This window comes from Massilia sp. LXY-5, assembly GCF_059801075.1.
This window is the reverse complement of the sequence record NZ_JBNNEH010000008.1, coordinates 114,898-134,305: the sequence shown is the minus strand read 5'-3', so window position 1 is coordinate 134,305 and position 19,408 is coordinate 114,898. Positions and strand designations below refer to the sequence as shown.

General features: G+C 57.9%; 18 protein-coding genes. 6 read left to right on the top strand and 12 right to left on the bottom strand.

The features are described 5' to 3' along the window. Positions 1 to 2 precede the first annotated feature (2 nt). Both ACI48I_RS22995 and ACI48I_RS22990 read right to left on the bottom strand, forming a co-directional pair. A complete protein-coding gene (locus tag ACI48I_RS22995) occupies positions 3 to 212 on the bottom strand; it encodes a hypothetical protein (RefSeq protein ID WP_498575555.1) in 210 nt (69 codons plus the stop codon). A 421-nt stretch (positions 213 to 633) separates the two neighbouring features. Beyond that, a complete protein-coding gene (locus tag ACI48I_RS22990) occupies positions 634 to 1,023 on the bottom strand; it encodes a methionine adenosyltransferase domain-containing protein (RefSeq protein WP_498575554.1) in 390 nt (129 codons plus the stop codon). A 507-nt stretch (positions 1,024 to 1,530) separates the two neighbouring features. Here ACI48I_RS22990 and ACI48I_RS22985 point away from each other — a divergent pair. Genes ACI48I_RS22985 through ACI48I_RS22975 form a run of 3 tightly spaced genes read left to right on the top strand, consistent with a single transcriptional unit; the run spans position 1,531 to position 5,318 of the window. Then, complete coding sequence (locus tag ACI48I_RS22985; protein ID WP_498575553.1) at positions 1,531 to 2,745, top strand: hypothetical protein; 1,215 nt, start codon at positions 1,531 to 1,533, stop codon at positions 2,743 to 2,745. Then, positions 2,742 to 3,941: a caspase family protein gene (locus tag ACI48I_RS22980; protein WP_498575552.1), complete on the top strand. Its 1,200-nt coding sequence runs from the start codon at positions 2,742 to 2,744 to the stop codon at positions 3,939 to 3,941. Before ACI48I_RS22985 ends, ACI48I_RS22980 begins: the two co-directional genes overlap by 4 nt. 9 nt (positions 3,942 to 3,950) lie before the next feature. Continuing rightward, positions 3,951 to 5,318, top strand: a complete 1,368-nt coding sequence (locus tag ACI48I_RS22975; RefSeq protein ID WP_498575551.1) for a hypothetical protein — start codon at positions 3,951 to 3,953, stop codon at positions 5,316 to 5,318. A gap of 474 nt (positions 5,319 to 5,792) precedes the next feature. On the opposite strand, the gene ACI48I_RS22970 is transcribed toward ACI48I_RS22975, so the two are convergent. From ACI48I_RS22970 to ACI48I_RS22945, 6 genes are all read right to left on the bottom strand, one after another. After that, on the bottom strand, positions 5,793 to 6,335 hold the full coding sequence (locus ACI48I_RS22970; RefSeq protein ID WP_498575550.1) for a hypothetical protein: 543 nt from the start codon (positions 6,333 to 6,335) through the stop codon (positions 5,793 to 5,795). A 58-nt stretch (positions 6,336 to 6,393) separates the two neighbouring features. Further along, positions 6,394 to 7,122: a GTPase domain-containing protein gene (locus ACI48I_RS22965; RefSeq protein ID WP_498575549.1), complete on the bottom strand. Its 729-nt coding sequence runs from the start codon at positions 7,120 to 7,122 to the stop codon at positions 6,394 to 6,396. 173 nt (positions 7,123 to 7,295) lie between these two features. Beyond that, positions 7,296 to 7,769 (bottom strand): hypothetical protein, encoded by a 474-nt coding sequence (locus ACI48I_RS22960; RefSeq protein WP_498575548.1) that lies wholly within the window; start codon positions 7,767 to 7,769, stop codon positions 7,296 to 7,298. A gap of 3 nt (positions 7,770 to 7,772) precedes the next feature. Then, positions 7,773 to 9,728, bottom strand: coding sequence for an AAA family ATPase (locus ACI48I_RS22955; protein WP_498575547.1), 1,956 nt, complete (start codon positions 9,726 to 9,728; stop codon positions 7,773 to 7,775). Further along, entirely contained in the window at positions 9,728 to 9,922 is a 195-nt protein-coding gene (locus ACI48I_RS22950; protein WP_498575546.1) for a CxC ATPase DNA modification system associated small protein, read from the bottom strand. Before ACI48I_RS22950 ends, ACI48I_RS22955 begins: the two co-directional genes overlap by 1 nt. Beyond that, entirely contained in the window at positions 9,906 to 11,852 is a 1,947-nt protein-coding gene (locus ACI48I_RS22945) for a DEAD/DEAH box helicase family protein (protein WP_498575545.1), read from the bottom strand. Before ACI48I_RS22945 ends, ACI48I_RS22950 begins: the two co-directional genes overlap by 17 nt. A 549-nt stretch (positions 11,853 to 12,401) precedes the next feature. Between ACI48I_RS22945 and ACI48I_RS22940 the strand changes: the two genes are divergently transcribed. Together ACI48I_RS22940 and ACI48I_RS22935 are read left to right on the top strand one after the other, a co-directional pair. After that, positions 12,402 to 12,965, top strand: a complete 564-nt coding sequence (locus tag ACI48I_RS22940; protein WP_498575544.1) for an Xre family toxin-antitoxin system antitoxin — start codon at positions 12,402 to 12,404, stop codon at positions 12,963 to 12,965. Next, positions 12,962 to 13,429 (top strand): RES family NAD+ phosphorylase, encoded by a 468-nt coding sequence (locus ACI48I_RS22935; protein ID WP_498575543.1) that lies wholly within the window; start codon positions 12,962 to 12,964, stop codon positions 13,427 to 13,429. Before ACI48I_RS22940 ends, ACI48I_RS22935 begins: the two co-directional genes overlap by 4 nt. A gap of 499 nt (positions 13,430 to 13,928) precedes the next feature. On the opposite strand, the gene ACI48I_RS22930 is transcribed toward ACI48I_RS22935, so the two are convergent. From ACI48I_RS22930 to ACI48I_RS22915, 4 genes are all read right to left on the bottom strand, one after another. Then, on the bottom strand, positions 13,929 to 15,974 hold the full coding sequence (locus tag ACI48I_RS22930) for a hypothetical protein (protein WP_498575542.1): 2,046 nt from the start codon (positions 15,972 to 15,974) through the stop codon (positions 13,929 to 13,931). A gap of 56 nt (positions 15,975 to 16,030) precedes the next feature. Then, a complete protein-coding gene (locus ACI48I_RS22925) occupies positions 16,031 to 16,207 on the bottom strand; it encodes a hypothetical protein (RefSeq protein WP_498575541.1) in 177 nt (58 codons plus the stop codon). Positions 16,208 to 16,523: 316 nt separating this feature from the next. Next, entirely contained in the window at positions 16,524 to 17,018 is a 495-nt protein-coding gene (locus tag ACI48I_RS22920; protein ID WP_498575540.1) for a hypothetical protein, read from the bottom strand. Between the two features lie 315 nt (positions 17,019 to 17,333). Further along, positions 17,334 to 18,305: a hypothetical protein gene (locus tag ACI48I_RS22915; protein WP_498575539.1), complete on the bottom strand. Its 972-nt coding sequence runs from the start codon at positions 18,303 to 18,305 to the stop codon at positions 17,334 to 17,336. A 257-nt stretch (positions 18,306 to 18,562) separates the two neighbouring features. Between ACI48I_RS22915 and ACI48I_RS22910 the strand changes: the two genes are divergently transcribed. Beyond that, positions 18,563 to 19,183 (top strand): peptidoglycan recognition protein family protein, encoded by a 621-nt coding sequence (locus ACI48I_RS22910; protein WP_498575538.1) that lies wholly within the window; start codon positions 18,563 to 18,565, stop codon positions 19,181 to 19,183. Positions 19,184 to 19,408: the final 225 nt, after the last annotated feature.

The following is a 19,408-nucleotide window of genomic DNA, read 5'->3' as shown; positions in this document are numbered from 1 at the left end:
ACTCAGTGTGCACTTGCTTCTGCCGGCTCGGCTGCCGCTTGCTCGCTGTCCAGGGAAATCGCATCCAAACCTTTGGCATGACAGAAGTCCACGATCAGTACCTCTAGCATGTTCGACAGCGTCCTGCATTCGTAGTCGGCCGCCACCCGCAAGAGCCCCTTTACACGCGGTGACATGCGAAGATTGACAACTTCAGTTTTTCGCTCAGACATGGCTTGCCTATTGACTGCCTTTACAATGTGTAGACTATAACAGCTGAGATGAATTCGGGCAATCTCGACAAGGGTGGTTTAATGCAGCAATTGACGTGTTCTCCCGTTCAAGGGATGGCTGGGTATCATTGCTGCGAGCAGCCGACCGGCATCGGGTAATAACGGGGTTCCAGATGACCAAACACGTCCCGACGGCTTGATCAATCAGCGCGACGATTGCGTCAGCGCCTAAAGCGCAGGCTAAGTCGTTGTGTCCTCTATCGCCCCGCTTGAGCCCGCTTACCGGGGTAGGGCCCGTCCCATGGCCAATTCAAACGGCCGCCGACTTCCCCTGATAGACACGTACCCTGTCACCGAATCTCAACCGACGCGCACAGTTCGCTTCCGGGTGCTCACGGCACGCACGCAAGGTCGACCGACCTCATGCGACTTCCCAGGAGAGCTGTACATCGCATCGGCCAAAGTGCCCATACGCTGCTGTGGCGAGGTAGATTGGCCTGAGCAGATCCAGTTCTCGGATGATCCTGGCCGGACTGAGGTCGAATTCGGCGTGCAGTCGTTCTACGATCAAAGACACTGCGACTGTCTCCGTGCCAAAGGTCTCCGCCGAGAAATTCACCGGCTGTGCGACGCCGATCGCGTACGCAAGTCGAATCAAACAGCGCTCAGCCCAGCCACGTGCCACGACCAGGTTGACAAGGCGCCGTGCAGCATAGGCGACAGAGCGGTCGATCTTGGCCGCAGTGACATGCGTGGCATTTGGCATCACCCGACTGAGGCCAGAAGGCTTGCCGAATGTGAGTGCAGCCATCTTATCGCCTACACCTACTCCGCCCGATCCTTGGCGTTGCTCAGGCCCCAACGCTTAGATGATAATAGCAATTATCATCCAAGAAAGGTGCGTGAAAAACCGCCTGACAGTCATTTGTCCGGTTTTGCTGGCAGCGCTCGTACCTAAACTCCATACTCGGCGGACCTAAGCATACCGACTAGAGCGCTCTAACCTGAGGACTTTGAACCTGAAACCGGCGACGGTTCAAAGCATGGTTGAGAAATCAAGGGGTTAGAGGAGCCGATCAGTAACCGCTTTTAGGTACGAGCGCTTCGTTGCCTTCTCCTGGCAATAATGCCGCGCACGCCTGCATGGGCGATGCCGCCCGGCCGGCTTCAATATCAGTTCCAAAATTTCAAAAACATCATTCCATCGGGGTCCAGGCATGATGCAGCTCAAACGAATGCGCCTGACCGTGGTCGAGGCGGCCAAGGATTTTTGGCTTGATGGGTCCAATATCATGCACGGACCATCTTGGAGTTAGGTATGCCTATCGTCTTCGTCCACGGCGTTAACAATCGCCGTGCAAACCCTGACTATAATGCCGGGGTCGAACGCACTAGTACATTCCTGCGCGACATTCTTGCCCCCGCCGTCGGCATCGACCCGGCCAAAGCCTCGACATTCTTTCCCTACTGGGGCGACCACGGTGTGGACTTCCGCTGGCAACAAGCCTCGCTGCGAAGTGCATCCGAGAACGTCGAGTCGCTCAGCCTGCAGAGCGCGGGCGCCAACACGGCCGACTACGAATTGTGGATTGGCGAGGCTCGTTACCAGTACGGCCCGGACCGGGTGAACTTCGGCACGATAAGCCGCCAGTTCAATTTCGAGACGGCGGTCGATGCCGTCTGGGACACTGCGGCCGCAACGGTGAAACTGGAACAAGGCTACGAAGATGTGCTCGCCGCCTATGCAGCCTCACTGCGCTACGCCAGCACAACGCGGGCGCCGCTGTGGGCATTGCAGTCCCCTCCTTTGTCCAATGCGGACTTCGTTTCGCGCTTGCGCCAGGAGATCGAGCCGCTGCTCCCCACCAGTGGCGCTGAACGCCACGAAACCCTGGGCCTGTCCGGCTTGTGGCAGTCCTTCAGGGAGGCCGTGAATCGGCTAGACCACGCTCCATCGGACGCAGCGACCGCGTTGCTCATGGGTATCCACCGTCAAACCCTGCATGCGAACGCCTCCCGTTTCATCGGCGACATCTGCATTTACCTTACCACGCGCGGAAGCAAGGAGGAGCCCGGGCCCATCGTCCGGGACGTCGTCGCAGAACTGGAGCAGGCGTCGGACGCGCGGCGCCAGGGGGACGACAAGCTCATCGTGCTCGGCCACAGTCTGGGTGGCGTGATTCTTTATGACGTCCTGAGCTACTTCCGGCCCGATCTGCGCTTCGACGCCTTCGTGACAATTGGGTCGCAAGTGGCGCTGTTCGAAGAAATGGGTCTTTATCGTGCCAGCAGCAAAACGAAACCACCCAACCCGCCGCAGGATCTGCTCGACCAGCCCGAGGGCGTCGGAAGATGGCTCAACGTCTTCGATACCAATGACATCTTCTCATTCCGGGCATCGAGCGTCTTCCGAGGCCCTGTCGATTACGGGTTCGACACCGGCTTTGGCCTGCTACAGGCTCACGGCGGCTATTTTGCCCGGCCCAGCTTCTATAAACGCCTGGGCGTCCGGCTCGCGGAGTCGCGGCTATGAGCCTTGTGTTCGAAGCGCAGCCGGACAGGCTCGCCGCGGCACAGCCAGCGACCCATGTACTGCTGGTCGGATGCGGAGAATATCCCAGCCTGCCGGAGGTCGGGTACGGCAATCTGTCGGCCTTGACGTCGCCGCGCCGATCCGTCGAAGCCATGGCGGACTGGTTCCTGAGCGGGCCTGACGCGTCCGCTCCGGGCGCTGCCCTGTCACCGCAACAGGCTTTCTACAACCCGGCGGCGCCGCTGGGTAGCGTCGAGCTGCTGGCCTCGCCCTCGAGAGACTATGTGGCGCCGGACAGTCAGCCGAAGCCGGTCGAGCGGCCCACACGGGATAGGATTGCGGTGGCCTATCGACGCTGGCTCGGCCGGCTTGCCAACAATCCGAACAGCCGGGGCGTCTTCTATTTCTGCGGTCACGGGGTCGGAGACGGGGTCGACCAAGTTCTGATCGCCGACGATTTCGGTGAGGACTCGCATGACTTGTGGTCGGCGAGCTTCCACGTCTCGAACACCTGCCATGCATCGATACGCAAGACGAGTGCGAAACTCATGTACCTGATCGATGCGTGCATGGAGTTCAGCCCCGACCTCCTCGCCGAGATCAGCGAGCCCAGGCCCCTTGTGGCGGGAACCCGGCTGGGAACGCCGCTGTGCTCGGATTGGTTGGTCATGCGGGGGACCACTGCCAACTTGCTGGCGTACGCGCCGGCTAACGGGATTGCCCGCTTCACCCGAGCCCTGCTCGCAGCCTTGAACGGACACTGTGGGAGCCAACGCATCCAGCAGCAGTTTTTCGACGTTACCCCAGCTACCCTGCGCAGCGCCGCCTCGGCTTTCCTGAGCTTCTATCAGGCGCCGGGGGATGCGAAGCACCAAAGGATAGGGACCCCCCAAGGGGACGGCGCCTGGGACATCCCTTTCCATGTACTCACCGGGCGGCCCTGCTCCTACGTCCAGCTCGATGTGGATCCGCCAGGCTTCCGCCCGGTGACCCAGGCCTATATGGAGCGTGCCGGAGCACCGCGCCTAAGCCAGACGCTCGACACCGGCCCAGCGCATTTCAGTGTTGAGTGGGGCGAATGGACCTACGGCGTGACGCCGTCGAGCGCCGGCGCCTTCGACGAGCAATACCGGACCATACTCCTGAACCAGGCGGTGTTGCCTGACACGTTTACGATCACCGGAGCGTTTGCCTGAGGAAGCGCGATGCAACTGACCGTGCATATAAAAAGCTCCTATCCGTACAAGGACGAGCGCATCTTGGCGACCTTGTTCGATGTCGCAGCTCCCGACGGCGCGCTGCTCGCGCAAGGCATCGCCACCCCGATGAAACCCGCCACGGTCGACCTGCCCGACGGCCTCCAGCGGGCTTACGTGATCGGCCATGCACCCAGCGGCAGAACCGTCCAGCAAGCCGCCGAGCTCGGGGCCGTGCGTGAGGTGACGCTGGAGGTGGCGCTCAGTCCGCACGAGTGGCTGGAGTGGGTGGCGCCGTTTCGGTCCCTGGCGCATCTACTCCCGGACGCCGCAGGCAGGCGTAAGAACGAGCCACCCGGCGCGGTGTGGATGACGCTATGGGAGTTTCGTGACGAACAGTGGTCGCCGCGGCCGATGCGCCCTTCCGAGACCGCCCAGGACGTCGACCTGGGCATGATCAGGCTGGACGTTGCTGCCGACGTGCCGAGTCTCCTGCAGGTGGGAGGCGACGCCCTCGCCTGGCGTCTGATCTCCTTGCCCCCACATTCGGAGGTCCGGGTCGCGATCACAAGCGGCGCCGGCAAGGCACCGGGCACTGATGCAGTCGAGGTCACGATCGCACGCGAGTCGGCTGGACTGGATTTGATCGTGTCCTATCTTTCCCGCGGCTGCCTGGCCGAGGCCGAGCGCCTGGGCAATCTGTGGCATAGTGCCGACTTCCTTGAGTCTTGGGAGGGTGTCCGGGATCCAGTGTCGGCCGCGGCCGCAGCATACTTGCTGCTCAAGAGCGGCCGCCCGGCCCTGCTCCGCCGGTGGATCGGCGAACGGGTTGAGCAGTTTGACTTCCCCGCGGATGTCGCGATCGTCGCCGCCGCGCTCGCACTGCAGCGTGAAGAAGCGGACGAGGAAGCCGTCAGGAAATTTGTGCGGCTCGCGGTGTCACACGGCCTGCCTATTTTCGGCCTCGGGATCCCGATTCTCCTCGAGACGGTTGCTGCCATTCACCGGGGAGCGGAGGAAACGCCGGACATCCGGGAGTTGTACCGGGTGCTGAGGGCCTTTGACCAGGCGCGCGCCGCTCGTGGCGCGTATTTCGCGTTCTACGGCACCAGCCCGGCCCGGCCTTCCTGGCTGAGGTACATCGGCCGACCCGATAAGCCCGAAGCAGTGCCGGAAGATCTGGCGCGCTTCCAGGCCACAGCCGCCACCCGATCGCCCCTCTGGTATTCCGCTGCGCAGCGCCGCCCTCCCGATTTGCTCCAGCCGACTGGGGCGCGCGAAGCGCCGGACGCCGATTCCGAGCGTGCGCGATACGCGTTTCCTCTATTCGGACAGGTGAGGCCGCTGGTGGCAGAGCTCCCTTTCGCACCAATCTAACAATAACCACCGACTTCGAGGCGCCGGACGCGCCTGGACGACTCAGTCCCGGAGCCGACACTACGCGAATCGTTCCCTCGTCTAGGCCTTCCGTTAAAATCTCTCGTAGCAGGCACATCCGTTCCGCATTCAAGCGGCGCTGTCCTAGTGCAAGGGTGGGCGGCCTTGCCCGAGCAGCTGGCGCGACGCGAAGCCAAGGGCCTCTGGACAACCCGAACGCTGCCGAAGAAGGGAACTGACCCGCGAGAGACCCTACCAATTGACCCGCAAGAGACCTTACCGTTGGACGTATAAGCGTACGGGATAGCCAAGCTCTGTGGTGTAGCTGAGGACCAACGGCTTCAGTTTCAGCTGGTTGGCCCGAATCCGGCTGAGCGTGATTGGAGCACGTTTCTCTCGAATCTGTATGTCGACCGAGCGTGGAACCTCAGCACATGCAGTAACCGGACGTGTCCCGACCCGCTGTCCAAACGCCTACCTCATCCATCGATGGCCAAGCCAAATTATTGCTGTTAAGAACAACAATCCCGCAACGACTAGGGGCATTATTCGTTTAGAAACTTTTTTTTTACCGGTATGCGGCATCCATTGGGGACGATTGGCCGATTTTCGCATCGTCTCACTGGCGAAAGAAGCAAGACGCGGCAGCGATGCTACGGCGTCGAGCATGTCGAGTAGTTTTGCCCTCTGTGGTGTCGGGTGGCCGAGCAAATCGACGAGCCGGTGCATTGCTGGTTGCGCCTCCCCTTCCAGCGCATGGTCGATATCGGGAGGCACCTTCGGTGGTTCACCTGGTGCTAGGCACTGTAGGTTTGTCAGGGTTACTGTCCGCCCCGAGTGATCCAGTCCTGCGCGGATCGAACATGCAAAATAGCTGTTTTGGTGACGCCCGCGGCAAAATTGGGTGAATACAAAATCAGCTTCATCGTGGCGCGTCAGTAACTCTTCTGGTATTCCTAACACGAGCTCAGGGGGAAGAAGTGCGAGCGGCACGGCCTCATGTAATGGCTTGGTCATGCCATCCAAGACACATAAGACAGTGCCCGACTGTGAATAGTCTGGGACCAGCCAGAAACTATCCATTTTTGCCTTTCATATGTGCATGAACCTCTTGCAGGGCAGTAGCAAAATAGCGGTGAAATAGTCTATCGTCAGTCATGCTAATTGGACCTGGACCGCTAACTCTGGCGAAATAGGGCCCAAGCACATTGCGGGCAAGTTTTTCTAGGTCGGAAAGCGGTTGCTTGAACTCTTTTGTGATGGCGTCGACTGCAGCGTTGGTCGTCAAACCTGTTGTCACCACATCAACCTTGTTGAGCAGTAGGTGCATTGAAAAATTCGGCTTGAACTGACTGACGTGCTTTAAAAGCCAGTCGAGATCGCCGTGGATACGATCTAATGTTTGCGCAGGTGCTTTACGTAATCGGTCGCCATCGATGAGATAGAAAATAACGTCTGCGTTTTGGCAGGCCTTAAGCCAATGCCGCTCGCGCTCATCAATTTCCCCGCCTACGTTGATGCAATTTTTACATTTCAGCTCGATCCGCGTCTTGTCGGGAAGTGTATGGGTAAGCTTGAAGGTCTCGACCTCTTCCGAGCCACGTGTCTGCATGTGCTGCTCTGGCGGCGGCTTACGCTGCAGGCGGTCAAACAAGCTGTTCTTCCCGGATGCGGTCGGCCCGATTACAGCAATCGTTCGCCCTTGCCACCATTCACGTGCTGCTGTGAATATATCCGAGGCATAGTCTATTAATTTGTCGAGCTTTGTGAGCGCCGTGATGAGGGTACTTATAAATTTGAACATTGAGCTTTGGCCAGGTTATACGTTGTCAGACTTTTACGCCAAAGTTGCATCAGCGCAGGCAAGTGCGAAATCCTATGATGTGTCGCGAACAAGATCTATTCCTTGGATCGGTCTCGAACGATGATCGAGTCCGGTCCGCCGAAGTAGAGGCTGTCGACCCAGCCCTCAAGGCATCAGCTTGCCTCGAGTTCGAGATCTTCCAATAGCTGGGTGTACTCAAGAAGGAAACTCGGCAGCACGCGTGGCGGTTCAGAGACCCCCTCGCTGAGGACGTCGAAGCCCCCGGCTGCGTAACCGTTCATTTGCTCCATGCCATACTCACTCAAGCTCGACATGGAGTTAGGGTCGACCAGCGTTCGTATTGTTTCGTGCACGCGCGGACGTTCCGCGACATCAATCCCCAACGTCTCCAGCTCCTTCGAGATCATCCATGCGATTAGAATTTTTCCTTTCGCTTTGTACTCCCTTGGGTAGTGGTCGATGAGCGGATCACACTCCGAGGCCGGCACGGTTAAATCTTTTTTGCCGCTCATCAGTCCAGTACATAGGCAAAAATAGTAATATTCGAAGTTTTTTGCACTCGATCCAATGACTGAATCGAGTCCTTTGAACCACGCACGCGCGTCTTTCCTAATGCGAAAATCCATACGTCACTCGCTTTCCAGTTGGAAGTCTTGGAAGAATTTTGCGCCCGGGACCAGGAAACCATCGCCCGTCTCAATATTGCCCTTGATCTTTCGTGCTTGCTGATCGAGGGTTTCATCGCCCTTGCGGAACAGCGTCAGATACTGGGTGCCGGAACGCTTAGCTAAAAATTGGTCGCAGAACCCTTGCCGTTCGCTCGAAATCGTGAAGGCGACAAACTGGGGCGTCAATCGTGGCACCAGATCGGCGATGCGAGCCCGGATTTTCAAATCGATTGCACCCGCCGGGCTGTCGACCACGAACGGGAAGCGATTGTCGGCGCCATTGAAGAACGTGGCCAAAAAAGCGTAAGCCACGGACAAGGTCTCGCCCATGCTGCCGCCCTCCTGCCCTTCCAACATGAGGCATTTATCGATCGCGCGGATTCGCACCCTGTTCATGGGCATCAGGGTCTGAATGCGCTCGTTTGCCTCGCTGACGGTCTGGGCGCTAATCGAGGCTCGCGCAACTTTTTGCGCTGACTGAACAATTGACACCAATGTATCGCGCTTCTCCTTGAGGCCGAGCGTTTCGGTGATCTCCGCGAGCTTGCGCTCTGCTTCTTTCAGGCGCTTTTTGAGAACAGGAATGCCGCAGACGTTATCGTCGGTCTCGTCGGTACTCTCGTACTTTTCGGCTTCCGCGGCAGCCGTTTCGGCTTTCGACTGCAGTTCGGCAATCTCAGCCACGATTTTTTTCAGTGCCGGATCGCTGTCCACTGCTTGCGCTTGAACCGCGTCGCGCTCGGTCCGTGCCAGATCCTCAGCGCGCAGATTCTCCAACAGCTGCCGCGCCGCGTCTTGGCGCGCGATCGAGTGCGATGTCGGGTCGGTCCCTACCAGCTCCGCGATGTCGCTCTTCATCACGTTGAGCAGCGCGACATCGTCGGCACCAAGGTAGCGCGATGCCTTCGACAATATGTGGGTTTTGCAATCCTCGTCGATCGGGCGGCCGCACACGCATTCTGCTTCACGGGCCAGCTCATCAAAAAATTCCCTGGAAGTTGATTCGGGTAGTTTCACCTTGTCGAGATTCGCGCGTAATTCCAACAGGTCGCGCGCGGTTTTGGCGGACAGGGCAAACGGGTCCCGAACTTGAGACAACAGCGTCTGCGCTTGTTGTTGCACCAGATTTTTTGCGTCGTTCAAGCTCGTGTCGGCCACCCGCAAGGCTTCCTGGTACTTCTTCTGTGTATTGAGCTGCTGCTCGAACTTACGCGTTTTCTTCTTGAATTGTTCCTGTGCGTGGTCGCGCGCTTTGCATGCTAGCGCATAGCTTGCTTCGCAATTGTTCAGCTGGGTCTGGAGTTCGTCGACGCGGTTGCGCCGTTGCGTCAACCCTTTCTCGGCTGCGGCGGTTACCTGCTTGGTACGGTCCGACCAGTACTCCCTGATACGTTGCTCGATCCCGTCGAAAAACTTCAACTGAAAAAGATTGTCGATCGCGTCATGCGCATTCGTATGTTTTGGGTCGAGTAATCGCGCCGCTTCTTCGCCGTCGAACACGAAAAGTCGAACGAAGTCGCGGTTGAGGAATCGGTTTAGACCCCTAGGTGGGTGAAAGCCGATCTTGTTTCCACTGCCAACCGTTGTGCTGTACGACGCCTTTCCTTCCTCGAAGTCCAGTTCGAGAACGATCGTCAGACGTTTGTCCTCGAAAATGCCTTCGACAAGGAATTTTCCCTTACCGGAATTACTCTGCCGCTTGCGAAAACCTTGGATATGTTTGTCCGGCCACTCGCTGGCTTCGCCGCTTAACGTTGCACGCAACAGCGACAGCGTCGTTGTCTTACCAGTGCCGTTTGGCATTTGGATCAAGGTGATGCCGCCAGCTTCGTCGCCGCTGTTCTGCAGCTTGATCTCGTGGTCGGGGCAGCGCATACCTTCAGATTTCCATCTGAGAAGAAAAAAATCCGCAGTCATTATGGTCCTTGGGTATCCGTTTGGGTGGCGTCGAAAATTACGCTGACGCGCTGCGTTGCCCTCTGCCCGCTCTCGATAGTTTCATTCCCGACGGCGAGCGCTTGCATCCACGCCACGATTTTTTTGGCAAGGTCCTGGGGCTGATCGTGCTCTCGCACCGCAGCCTTGATCGCTTTTTCAATATGATTCTGCATGGGTAGTCTTCGATTCAAAACGAACATTGGAAAGAGCGGTCAGCCACTCGGCCCGCTCGTGGTCGGAACTAGTTTCGCGATCCTGTCTGACAAAATCGACCACGGTCGCGACCTTCTCTGGATCCAAGGGATCGGTACGCAAACAGCGGCCGATGCGTTGGATGGTCTCCAGACGCGAACGGGCTGACGAGAACAGGATCACGTTAGACAGTGTTTGAATATCGATGCCTTCCGACAAACGGTGGCAAGTCAGCAGACATTCGATTTCGCCTTGAGCAAACCGACGAAGTGTCTCGGAGTCTTCACCGCCGTAGTAGGTATGGAAGTCATACCGGTGCTCATGGATCATTTCTAGAACCTCTTCGCCATACTCGCGGGTTTCTACAAAGATGACGCAACGCGTCAGGAGCTGTGGTCGCTCGGCGATGAGTTGACGGAACGGCGCGAGTTTCGCTTTCGACGTTTTGTACACCTTGGCCAGTTCGGTCCAGAATTCCTCTTGGCTCATCGGTTTTCCTTCCCGCTGTCGTGCCGCCCGCTGGGCGTAGACACGCTGGACCTTGGCAGCGTCCTCTTCATCGGGTAGGTAATTAATCGGACAGTATTCGAACGGCACCAGGATGCGCTTTCTGATCGCATCATCCAGCCCGAACTGGAACAGAATCGGACCGATCTCTTGCTGCACGAAGACGTTACCCTCCGCGTCATACTCCCGTTCCGGGGTCGCACTCAGTCCTAGCCGATAGCCGAATCTGACCCCGGTGCCCGCCAGATTCTTACGGTTGCTCGGACTCCCCAGGCCGTGAACCTCGTCATGGATAAGAATCGTTTTCGCGGCGACGTCATCGCGGAGACGTTTGAGCACCGCCGGCAGAAACTCGCGCGAGACCAGCAGCACGCTGCGCTCGGGTAAGAGCATAAAGTCGCCGCGTTTTTTATGTGGCCCGTAGTGGCGGTAGACGGCCCACTGTTCGCCGAAGCTCTTCAGGCTTTGAAGCAGGGCCAGATACCATTGGTCCAGCAAGTCGAGTCCATCGGTAGACACGATGATCGTTCGTACATCCGCCGTCCCTGTCAACTGCTGACAAATCGCTAGGGCCAGGCGCGTTTTCCCGGTGCCGGTCGCCATCTCGATCACGCCCGCCTTAGCGGAGACAAACAGCGTCAGGGCTTGTTTCTGGTGCTCCCATAGATGGACAGGCTTGCCATCGTCCGGCTGGTCTTTTCGGGCTGGACCCACGCGCTTGCCTTGCTTGTAGGGACGCAGGATGTCTTGGGTGGCCTCGCTGAAATCGATAACCTTGAGTTCGGGAGTGGTGTTATTCCAGAGCGACGCGAAATTCTCGAGCTCTTCCGCAACCCGCCCCTCCGGGTCTTGCCACGACCGAAACACCTTGATACTCTCGAAATTCCCGATCAGTCCGCCGGCGGTTTCGTTCGATGAACCCGAAAAAGCGACGTGGTTCTGGGCGCTATCCGTGAGCACGCCCATCTTCTCGTGATAGATGCCATTGCAGTACTCCCCATCGTTGTCGAGCTTCAGAGCGAGCTTCACATCTAGCAGTCCTGCAGCCGACAACCAAGCAAGAGCGCTCAAACGGTCGTACTCCAATGCGTTACGAATCTGCTGGAAGCCCTTGATCACGATAGAGGCCAGCACGTCCTGCGGGTTGGTTCGCGCTGTGTGCAAGGCGGCGATATCGTCGTCGTCGAGGTGCGGCGACGCGACGAGTAACATACGCCCATCGCGTGCAGCTAGGTCAGCGATGCCCTGCGCTGCCACGGACAAGCCCGAACTCGTGAAATAACCTGCCGCTCGGCGATACAGCACCGCAGCCTTTAGCACAGGGACATAAAAGTCCTGCACCAAGTCGTCACGACCTGTACGGTAAGAGATACGCAGCGGTAATGATTTTAGATCGCCCATCATGGCATGCCTGGTTCCTGACTCTTCGTTCACAGATTACTCACGCAGTCGTCAGCCTGATCGCCCGGCGCTCGCGAGATCACTCTTCTGTTGACCTAACGAATGACGAGATAACAACCACATTCGGCAGCAGCCGTCTTTTTCCAACCTAGAAGCGGTTCGGCGGGCAAAACCGCATTTAGTTGAGTTATAAGCTTCAACATATAGTAACCGATAGACAACGGCCGTTGTCATTTGTAAAGAAAAAAAATTGTGGTTGCGTCAACTCGACACGCGTCGGTGACACCGACGTATTCCCGGTTCCCCGAGATCGACAACGCTGTGAAGCGCCATTGCAGGCACGTGTACGGTTGCGAGTTCGTAGTAGGAAGATAAGCGCGAGTGGCGACAGACTGTGTCGCTTCGATCGTCGGCGTGCCTCGTCAGGTAGCCTGCGCGGCGATAATGACCGGATCGTCGGTGCTTTACTCCCTGTACAAGGCAAAGCACATCGGCGCCCCAGTTGCGAGGTGCGCTCATATGATCTATCTTGAAGTCTCAAAGGAGCCTAATATGACGACTCGACCCCAAACCGGCAAACCCGCCACCAAGCGCTCGGCGTTGGCGGCGACAGCGAAAGCTGCGGCAACGCCTACGGCCAAAAGAACCGTGCCCAAGGCGACTATGCTCAGCCTCAAGTGGAGCGTCAAAACTGGGCAGTTCACGTTCTGGTACACGATGGACTTCGTCGACAAAATCGACGCCATCCGCTCAGGCATGCCGGCGCAGCGTGTAGGAGAACTGTCCTCGGTCATGAACATGCCGAAAGAGGCGTTGATGGACTCGCTCGGGCTGTCGCGCGCCACGATCAACCGCAAGGTGCAGCGCGAGCAGAGGTTGTCGCCCGAAGAGTCCGAACGTGTGATGGGCTTGCAGGCACTGATCGGCCAGGTGCAGGCAATGATCGACACGGACAGTACGCCAGAATTCGATGCCGCCAAGTGGTTGGCGAGCTGGCTGGCCGCTCCCCTGCCCGCGCTGGGCGGCGCGACGCCCGCGAGCTTCATGGATACGGTGGAGGGCCAGAAGTACGTTGGCAATTTGCTCGAGATGGTTCAGAGCGGAGCCTACGCGTGACGGTTGCAGTATGGCGAATCGCGGCCACCACACCTAAGTATGTCGCTGACGACATGTCCGGTACGGGCGCGAAGAACACAGGCGGGCGTTGGAACCCGGTCGGGCTGGCCGTCACGTACAGCTCCGAGAGTATTGCATTGGCCGTGCACGAGACGATCGTGCACCTGAGGAGCGGCGCTCTGCCATTGAACCGCTACCTGGTGCGTATCGACGTTCCGGACGACGTATGGACCGCACGTCAAGTGCTCACACCGCCGGTCGGTTGGGACGCGTCGCCGGCAGGGATGGTCAGCGTGCAGGCAGGCGAAGCTTGGCTGCTCAGCAAGGCTTCCGCGCTGCTGGTGGTGCCCTCGGTGATCGTGCCGGAGGAATCGAACGTGCTGATAAACCCGCTGCATCCGGACGCGGCGCGCATCGTGGCGACGGCCATGCGTAAGTGGCACTACGACTTGCGCTACTTCTGAGCAGCGGCGAGACATCCAAACGGCCGCGAGTGCACCGCGGCACGAAGTAGTCACCGAGATGTCCGACCTTTCTTCGCTGATCTATCCCGTCTTGAGATTGGTTGTCTCACTTTGCCTGATTTAAGAAGGCGAGATAGCGATTGAGGGAAAACGTACGCGGTGTGATTACACTGGCTCCGAGCTAGCGAAGTTCCCCCGTCGCGCAACGCTCTAGCTTCACCATTCCGAATGGAACTGATGTTCAGCTTGAGAGCCTAGTCCTCTTCCCCTCGTGACCGCTGAGGATCATATGTAGGTAGCGTGAAAATTCCGCTTGTCGTACTCGTTGCCAGTTTTGCGGAGAGTCGTTTTGGAGGTCGCCGAATATTGCCGTCGAAGCTGGTGCCGCGCTCGAAACCGTCAATGTCGACGCTGCCTTAGTTAGCGTAGTCGGCTAGCCGATCCCGCCTGACTCAGTAGGCGCGAGAATCGCCGAACGGCTCCAATGGTGTCGCTGGTACTACCACGGCGCCCTGGCAGCGATTGACGGATCGAGTAGGTCGGGATGGGCGGCCCCTATGCCCATCGCCGCGGCTTTGTGCCTTGCCTGGTAGTGGAAGGTTAACATCGGCACATCCATCGACAGGGAGAGCAGGCAGGCAAAGTCCCATTCGTCGTCACGTTCTCGGTAGCGTTGTTCGAGTTTTTGGAGGCGCTCCGAATTTGGCCCATGTATTTTCTGCTCGCGTCGAATGCGCTCGGCGCTCGTATCGTCAAGTGTAAACGGCCTGATCGAAAAATTTGCGCGGGTGCCGTCCCAGTCACGCAAGCGCATGGGTGGGTCGTCATATACCGGCATGACGCGAATTCGCCCGTTCTCGGCCTTATGTAGTCCGTGGACACAGTTCGCAATCAGCCAGTCGAGCGCGCGCAGCGTCCGTGCATCCTTGTCGCTCTTGTCGAGGCGGGCGGTATACGCACGCAGAAAACCTTGGTGGCCGAGCAGAAGTTCGAAGGTGAGTTCGGTCACGACCAATCGGTAGCCCTGCGCGAACTGTTGGTGGCGTTCGCACGTCGCAAGTCGGAATAGCGTCTCGGAATCAACCACGCGCACAGGAGAACTCAACATTGGATTCGAGCGAGCGTCATCGTGGATAGTCGAGTCCCAATGCGTGACCTTTTCTGGCACGTCTGGATACGCAGTGTAGACGCGGCACATCCGTCGAAGTTTGGGTAGCACTCCCTCCGGGTCGGCGCCGTTGCGCCGTGCGAGACGCGTGACCAGGACGTGCGCGCCGAAGCTGACGCGTTGGCGCGTGTCATTCGATCGGATGCGACCGATGGTCACGGTTGAAGCCTCGTCGTGTCCGAAGGATTGATCGAGAAGCTCATGACCCAAATCGAGTGGCTGCCCCCGACCGATCGAATCCCCGAGTTCATGGTACCGCGTCGACGTCGTCCAGCCGTAGCGCGTGACGAAGTAGTTTCGAACGACTGCGTGGGCTACCCGTGCTTCGAGTTGCTCGTCCTTTCCGCGCGCGGTCCGCACACGGTCGCGCATCATCCGTAATGCCTTCTCGTGAACTTCGTTACTCTCAGTATGCAGGAGTAGCAGCAAAGCCAGGCATGCCATATCGTCGGTTGGACCACGCAACTTCTCGATAGGACCCACGTAGCCCTGAAGAATCTCGGCAAACTTTAAGCTACAGTTGAGGCGGAAAGAATTTGCCGCTACGTCGGGCAGGTTTGCATTGACACGTTCGGCCAAGAGATAATCGAGCAGAATGCCTGAGTCGTGGAGTGTCGATAGACCGACTTCCAATTTGAGCAGCGGCTGCGCGCGCCGAGTGTCGTGTGCGCGGCTGTACAGATCCAGTAACGTGTGACGCAAATCGTAATCGATCTCGCAGGCGTCCGCTGGCACCGGTTTTGCGTTCCCGGACGATACCCGGTAAGTGCCCGCTTCCAACTTGGCGACGAGCTCGTTCGCCTTCTTGAGCTGATCCATTTCAAGAAAGCCGCGCAGACGTGAGGTCAGCAGTTCTACATCGGCGCGGAACTCCGCAGCGATACCTTCCTTGCGAAACCTGTTGTAACGGTCCCAGAGATGATCACTGTCGCAGATGAGATCGCACAGCGTGTCCCAGAAGTGCACCTCGACCTTGAACGGTAGCTCATGCTGCAGAGCTGCCACCTGCTTATGCAGGTCCGCATCATTCGGCGCTGAGGTCGCGACGATGAAGAGATTTACGTCACGATATGCCTCGCTGCTCCGCGCCAGGGCAGCCGCATCTCGGACGTTTTGACAAATCTCAGCCGCTGGCGCCTTACCACTGCCAGTGTGCTTGCACTGAACCCAGACCGTTTGAACGTCGGGATATCGCGTCGCCCAGTCGGTAATGAGAATATCCCGTCCCTTTTGTCGCTGGCCGGACCGTCCATTCTTGCGTGCGCCGGGACTACCAAAGACGTGTCGATAGATGGCGACGCACATATCTTCAAAATCGGCGCCGTTTTCCGGAACGTGGACATCTCGACGCTTACGTTGGTCGCGGTGCTGTGGCATGGGTTCTCGAGTAAATTATTAGCGCAACCACGGGTTCACATAGTAGTACGAGCGCTTCACGCGCCATCGTCGTCACCACGATCGAACTCATCCTCACCATAGTCCGGCTCAACGTAAATGACGTCGACGTGCTCGGCAACATGCTGCAACTTGCGTACAGCGTCGGTCGAGCCGATGTACACGATGTCTTTGTTGATGACCTCTTTGGTAGAGAACTCGAAGAAGCAATTCACACTGCAGCAATGATCTGACGTGCTACCGTCAAGAATGTCCTCCTCGTAACTGACGGGTCCAGATGCGTCACGATTAGGCCTACCGAATTTCCGCTGTTGCAGAACCGCATTGATCTCGTCCGGCTCATAGTACCAGGAGAGGAGCGTCGATGTCCCAGTCGGCGCCGTCGGAGGCGATCGTGCCGGCCCGAGAAATCGAAAGAAACAACGCCACTCAGCAACCGGTTACCTCAACGATACCCGCCGATAGGACTAGCACGGCTAAAAAACGGTTCAGTGAAAGCCGCTTTAGCGCTCAGCAAAATCTGTGAGCCGCTCACGTCCCGGAGCCATGCGGGATGCGTTTCCTCTTGCTGACCCGGATGCGTTGCGGAAGGGACGAATCCAGTCGAAAGCTCTGAGGCCCAAACAACGCCACCGCGGTCGCGTACAGACGGGCGAGCGGAAATCTGCTCTTGTCGAGCTGCTCGCGGAAGATAGCGACGCTGGTGGCCTTCGAAATAGGTATCTGGTGCCGGAATTGGCAGAGCACATCGTGCACCAGGCTGGCGTGATAGGTTGCCGGGTTTCCGAGCAACTCGGCGCCGTCAGGGGGGCCAAGGTAAAACAGGCCGAGAACCGACACGCACGGGGAGCAGCCGTCCCAGGCATACCCGGCCTTAATGACGAGGTCACCGCCTTGAATGGTCAGCCATCTGTTCTGGAAGTGGACATCGCGCAGGTACTTGGTGTGCATGCCGAAATCGTGGGCCAGCGCATAACGCCAGGAATTGCCGGGGTAGCCGAAGTAACGCAGCAAACGATGTTTCATGATTATCTCTCCTAGACGCTCCCTTCGTTTGCATAGTCTGGCAGGAACGGCTAAGAATCGTCCAGACGATACAGCGTCTGTGTCAGCGTTTGGTCAGCCGGTCTCGGACGTTCGTTCAGCGGTAAGTGTACGAGCAAGAGTTGCTCTAAGGAGGAATTTTCCAAGAGGAGCTAAGCTAGGGGAAATAACTCGCCTTTCTATCCAGGCAATACAAGGCTTTCCATGCGCGTCGCCAAAGCTTTGCCAATGAATGCCAACACCACTGCGACCCTATAACGCCTGGTACAAGCCTCCATCGCCTATTAACGATCGAGCTTAAACATCGCTGATCATGACCGTGATGTTTTGTGCATTTTGCGGCCTAATATGGGTCCACAGGATCTTAAAGTCGGCCGTTGTCACCGCAAAGCAGCCCAGTGAATTTGAGGGGCTGGAACCGTGATGTATAAAAATGGTTTTCTGGCCGGAGGTTTTGGACACCGCGTCGGGTAAGTAAATCGCTTCATAGCCATATTCCGCCATATGGGTCTTGGAACAGCGGGTATAGGTGCCGGCGTCGATGCGATTACCTTTATCCCACCAGCACGCCGTGTCGATACTCAGACCGCCGTCGCTGAAAATCAGCCTACCTTGCTCGGCCTGCGGATCACGCGGCCGCTGGATCGTGATCGTGTAGGTGCGCAGCGGCTCGGTTAGTTCAGCCATGTTGACGAGCGGGGCAGAGCCAGGCGCGCTCCCAAGCGGATAGGCTGCCCGGCTACGCACGTTATTGGTTTCGGAACTGCCGACGTTGTCACGTAAGCGGCCGAGACCGGTGGTGAGCACAGCAGCGAGCTTATGAAACAGATCTGAGCCGCCGGCCATCAACCCAGCGGAGACGACGATGTCTACCCCGTTCCAGACGGCCTCATTAAGAGAGAGATGGGCATTACCTTTGACGGTCACCAAGGATTCGATGATGCGGACCCCGCAGATGGCGACGAGAAGGCTCAGTACGAGGGCGGCGCTGAGTGCTTCTTTGCTGGCGTCGCTCGTTTTGACGTAGGTATCGGTGGACGGGTTATACAGCACCTGTCCGTTTTGCTGCGTCACGTTCAGGTAAGTTTCGACTGAGCGCTCGATCAGCGCCGCGACGATGGCTAACATCTGGAACCGATTCCAGAACGCTTCGAGTCCCGCCTGATCCGTTGTTTTGATGATCAGTTCCGGCTTGAGCCAAAAACCGGCCCAGCCGGACACCAAGATGATGAGGACGAGCGTAAAGCCGTATTTAGCAAGATATTTCATACCAGCAATTCCTCATCTTATTAATCATCGCCCGTTGCAAAGCACTTAGTATCGACGGTAGAAATTCAGGAGGATGCATACCAGTTCGGGATCAAGCTGACATCGTTCTGACTATACCTCGACATTCAACCATCGTTGTTTAAAAAAAAAGACAATTTGGAAAAATTTTTAATGCGTGCAGAACGCGTTTTCAAGGTAGCCTGTTATGGCTGGGTACGCTTCACTGCATTTTTCTCTATTACCGCTGAAAGGCTGGCATGGACAAGGATGAATGGCTGGAACGGATCAACCTCAAAGAAGAGCTAATTGCGCAAGGGAGGCACAATCGGCCCGGCACCGTCATTGCACCGAGCCGGGTGACAATCCACAACACCAATAACGCCGATAGAGGCGCGGACGCCAACCGGCACTCTCTGTTTGTCCGGACTAACGGCTACCAGGAATACAAAGGCGAGAAGCGCTCGGTCTCCTGGCACTACACCGTCGATGACCGCGTGGCAATCCGCCAGCTTCCAGACCGCGAGCGCGGCAAGCACGCCGGTTCGGGCTCCGGTAACGCAACCAGTCTCGGGATCGAGATCTGCATGCAACTGGGAATCGACCAGCAAGCAGCCAACCAGCGCGCAGCGCAGCTCGCCGCCTACCTCATCGTCGAGCACGGCATGCAGACGGACGCAGTGGTCCAGCACCACCATTGGTCAGGCAAGCCCTGCCCCTCGCTCCTGCTCGACAGCGCGGCATGGAGCAGCTTCTGTAGGCTCGTGTCCGGATACGTGGAGCACTTGCGACCGTCTGGGAACAAGCACAACGATCCAGTCCCACTGCCAGATCCCTTCGTGTTCCGGGGAGGCATGTGCTGGGAAGACGAACAGCCATGAGCCGCGCTACTGCGCTCGACTGTCGAGAGAAAAGCCATCAAGTTTCACTAACGGCGGCGTTGCGTGGGCCCTGCAAGAGGCTGCATCGATGTCGGCGCAAGTCGTAGTGTGAGCGAGCGTTTCGCGTCACGGAGTCCGTTTCGGCCAGTCCCGAACTGCACTCCGCTACGGCGCTAATCTTGTCGCTGTAACACCGCTGTCCAACCCGAGGTGATGACCCATGCA

What these genes read in the sequence shown, in the direction of transcription:
- ACI48I_RS22995 (WP_498575555.1), bottom strand. Translation starts at nt 212, where the DNA reads ATGTCTGAGCGAAAAACTGAAGTTGTCAATCTTCGCATGTCACCGCGT.
- ACI48I_RS22990 (WP_498575554.1), bottom strand. Translation starts at nt 1,023, where the DNA reads ATGGCTGCACTCACATTCGGCAAGCCTTCTGGCCTCAGTCGGGTGATG.
- ACI48I_RS22985 (WP_498575553.1), top strand. Translation starts at nt 1,531, where the DNA reads ATGCCTATCGTCTTCGTCCACGGCGTTAACAATCGCCGTGCAAACCCT.
- ACI48I_RS22980 (WP_498575552.1), top strand. Translation starts at nt 2,742, where the DNA reads ATGAGCCTTGTGTTCGAAGCGCAGCCGGACAGGCTCGCCGCGGCACAG.
- ACI48I_RS22975 (WP_498575551.1), top strand. Translation starts at nt 3,951, where the DNA reads ATGCAACTGACCGTGCATATAAAAAGCTCCTATCCGTACAAGGACGAG.
- ACI48I_RS22970 (WP_498575550.1), bottom strand. Translation starts at nt 6,335, where the DNA reads ATGACCAAGCCATTACATGAGGCCGTGCCGCTCGCACTTCTTCCCCCT.
- ACI48I_RS22965 (WP_498575549.1), bottom strand. Translation starts at nt 7,122, where the DNA reads ATGTTCAAATTTATAAGTACCCTCATCACGGCGCTCACAAAGCTCGAC.
- ACI48I_RS22960 (WP_498575548.1), bottom strand. Translation starts at nt 7,769, where the DNA reads ATGGATTTTCGCATTAGGAAAGACGCGCGTGCGTGGTTCAAAGGACTC.
- ACI48I_RS22955 (WP_498575547.1), bottom strand. Translation starts at nt 9,728, where the DNA reads ATGACTGCGGATTTTTTTCTTCTCAGATGGAAATCTGAAGGTATGCGC.
- ACI48I_RS22950 (WP_498575546.1), bottom strand. Translation starts at nt 9,922, where the DNA reads ATGCAGAATCATATTGAAAAAGCGATCAAGGCTGCGGTGCGAGAGCAC.
- ACI48I_RS22945 (WP_498575545.1), bottom strand. Translation starts at nt 11,852, where the DNA reads ATGATGGGCGATCTAAAATCATTACCGCTGCGTATCTCTTACCGTACA.
- ACI48I_RS22940 (WP_498575544.1), top strand. Translation starts at nt 12,402, where the DNA reads ATGACGACTCGACCCCAAACCGGCAAACCCGCCACCAAGCGCTCGGCG.
- ACI48I_RS22930 (WP_498575542.1), bottom strand. Translation starts at nt 15,974, where the DNA reads ATGCCACAGCACCGCGACCAACGTAAGCGTCGAGATGTCCACGTTCCG.
- ACI48I_RS22920 (WP_498575540.1), bottom strand. Translation starts at nt 17,018, where the DNA reads ATGAAACATCGTTTGCTGCGTTACTTCGGCTACCCCGGCAATTCCTGG.
- ACI48I_RS22915 (WP_498575539.1), bottom strand. Translation starts at nt 18,305, where the DNA reads ATGAAATATCTTGCTAAATACGGCTTTACGCTCGTCCTCATCATCTTG.
- ACI48I_RS22910 (WP_498575538.1), top strand. Translation starts at nt 18,563, where the DNA reads ATGGACAAGGATGAATGGCTGGAACGGATCAACCTCAAAGAAGAGCTA.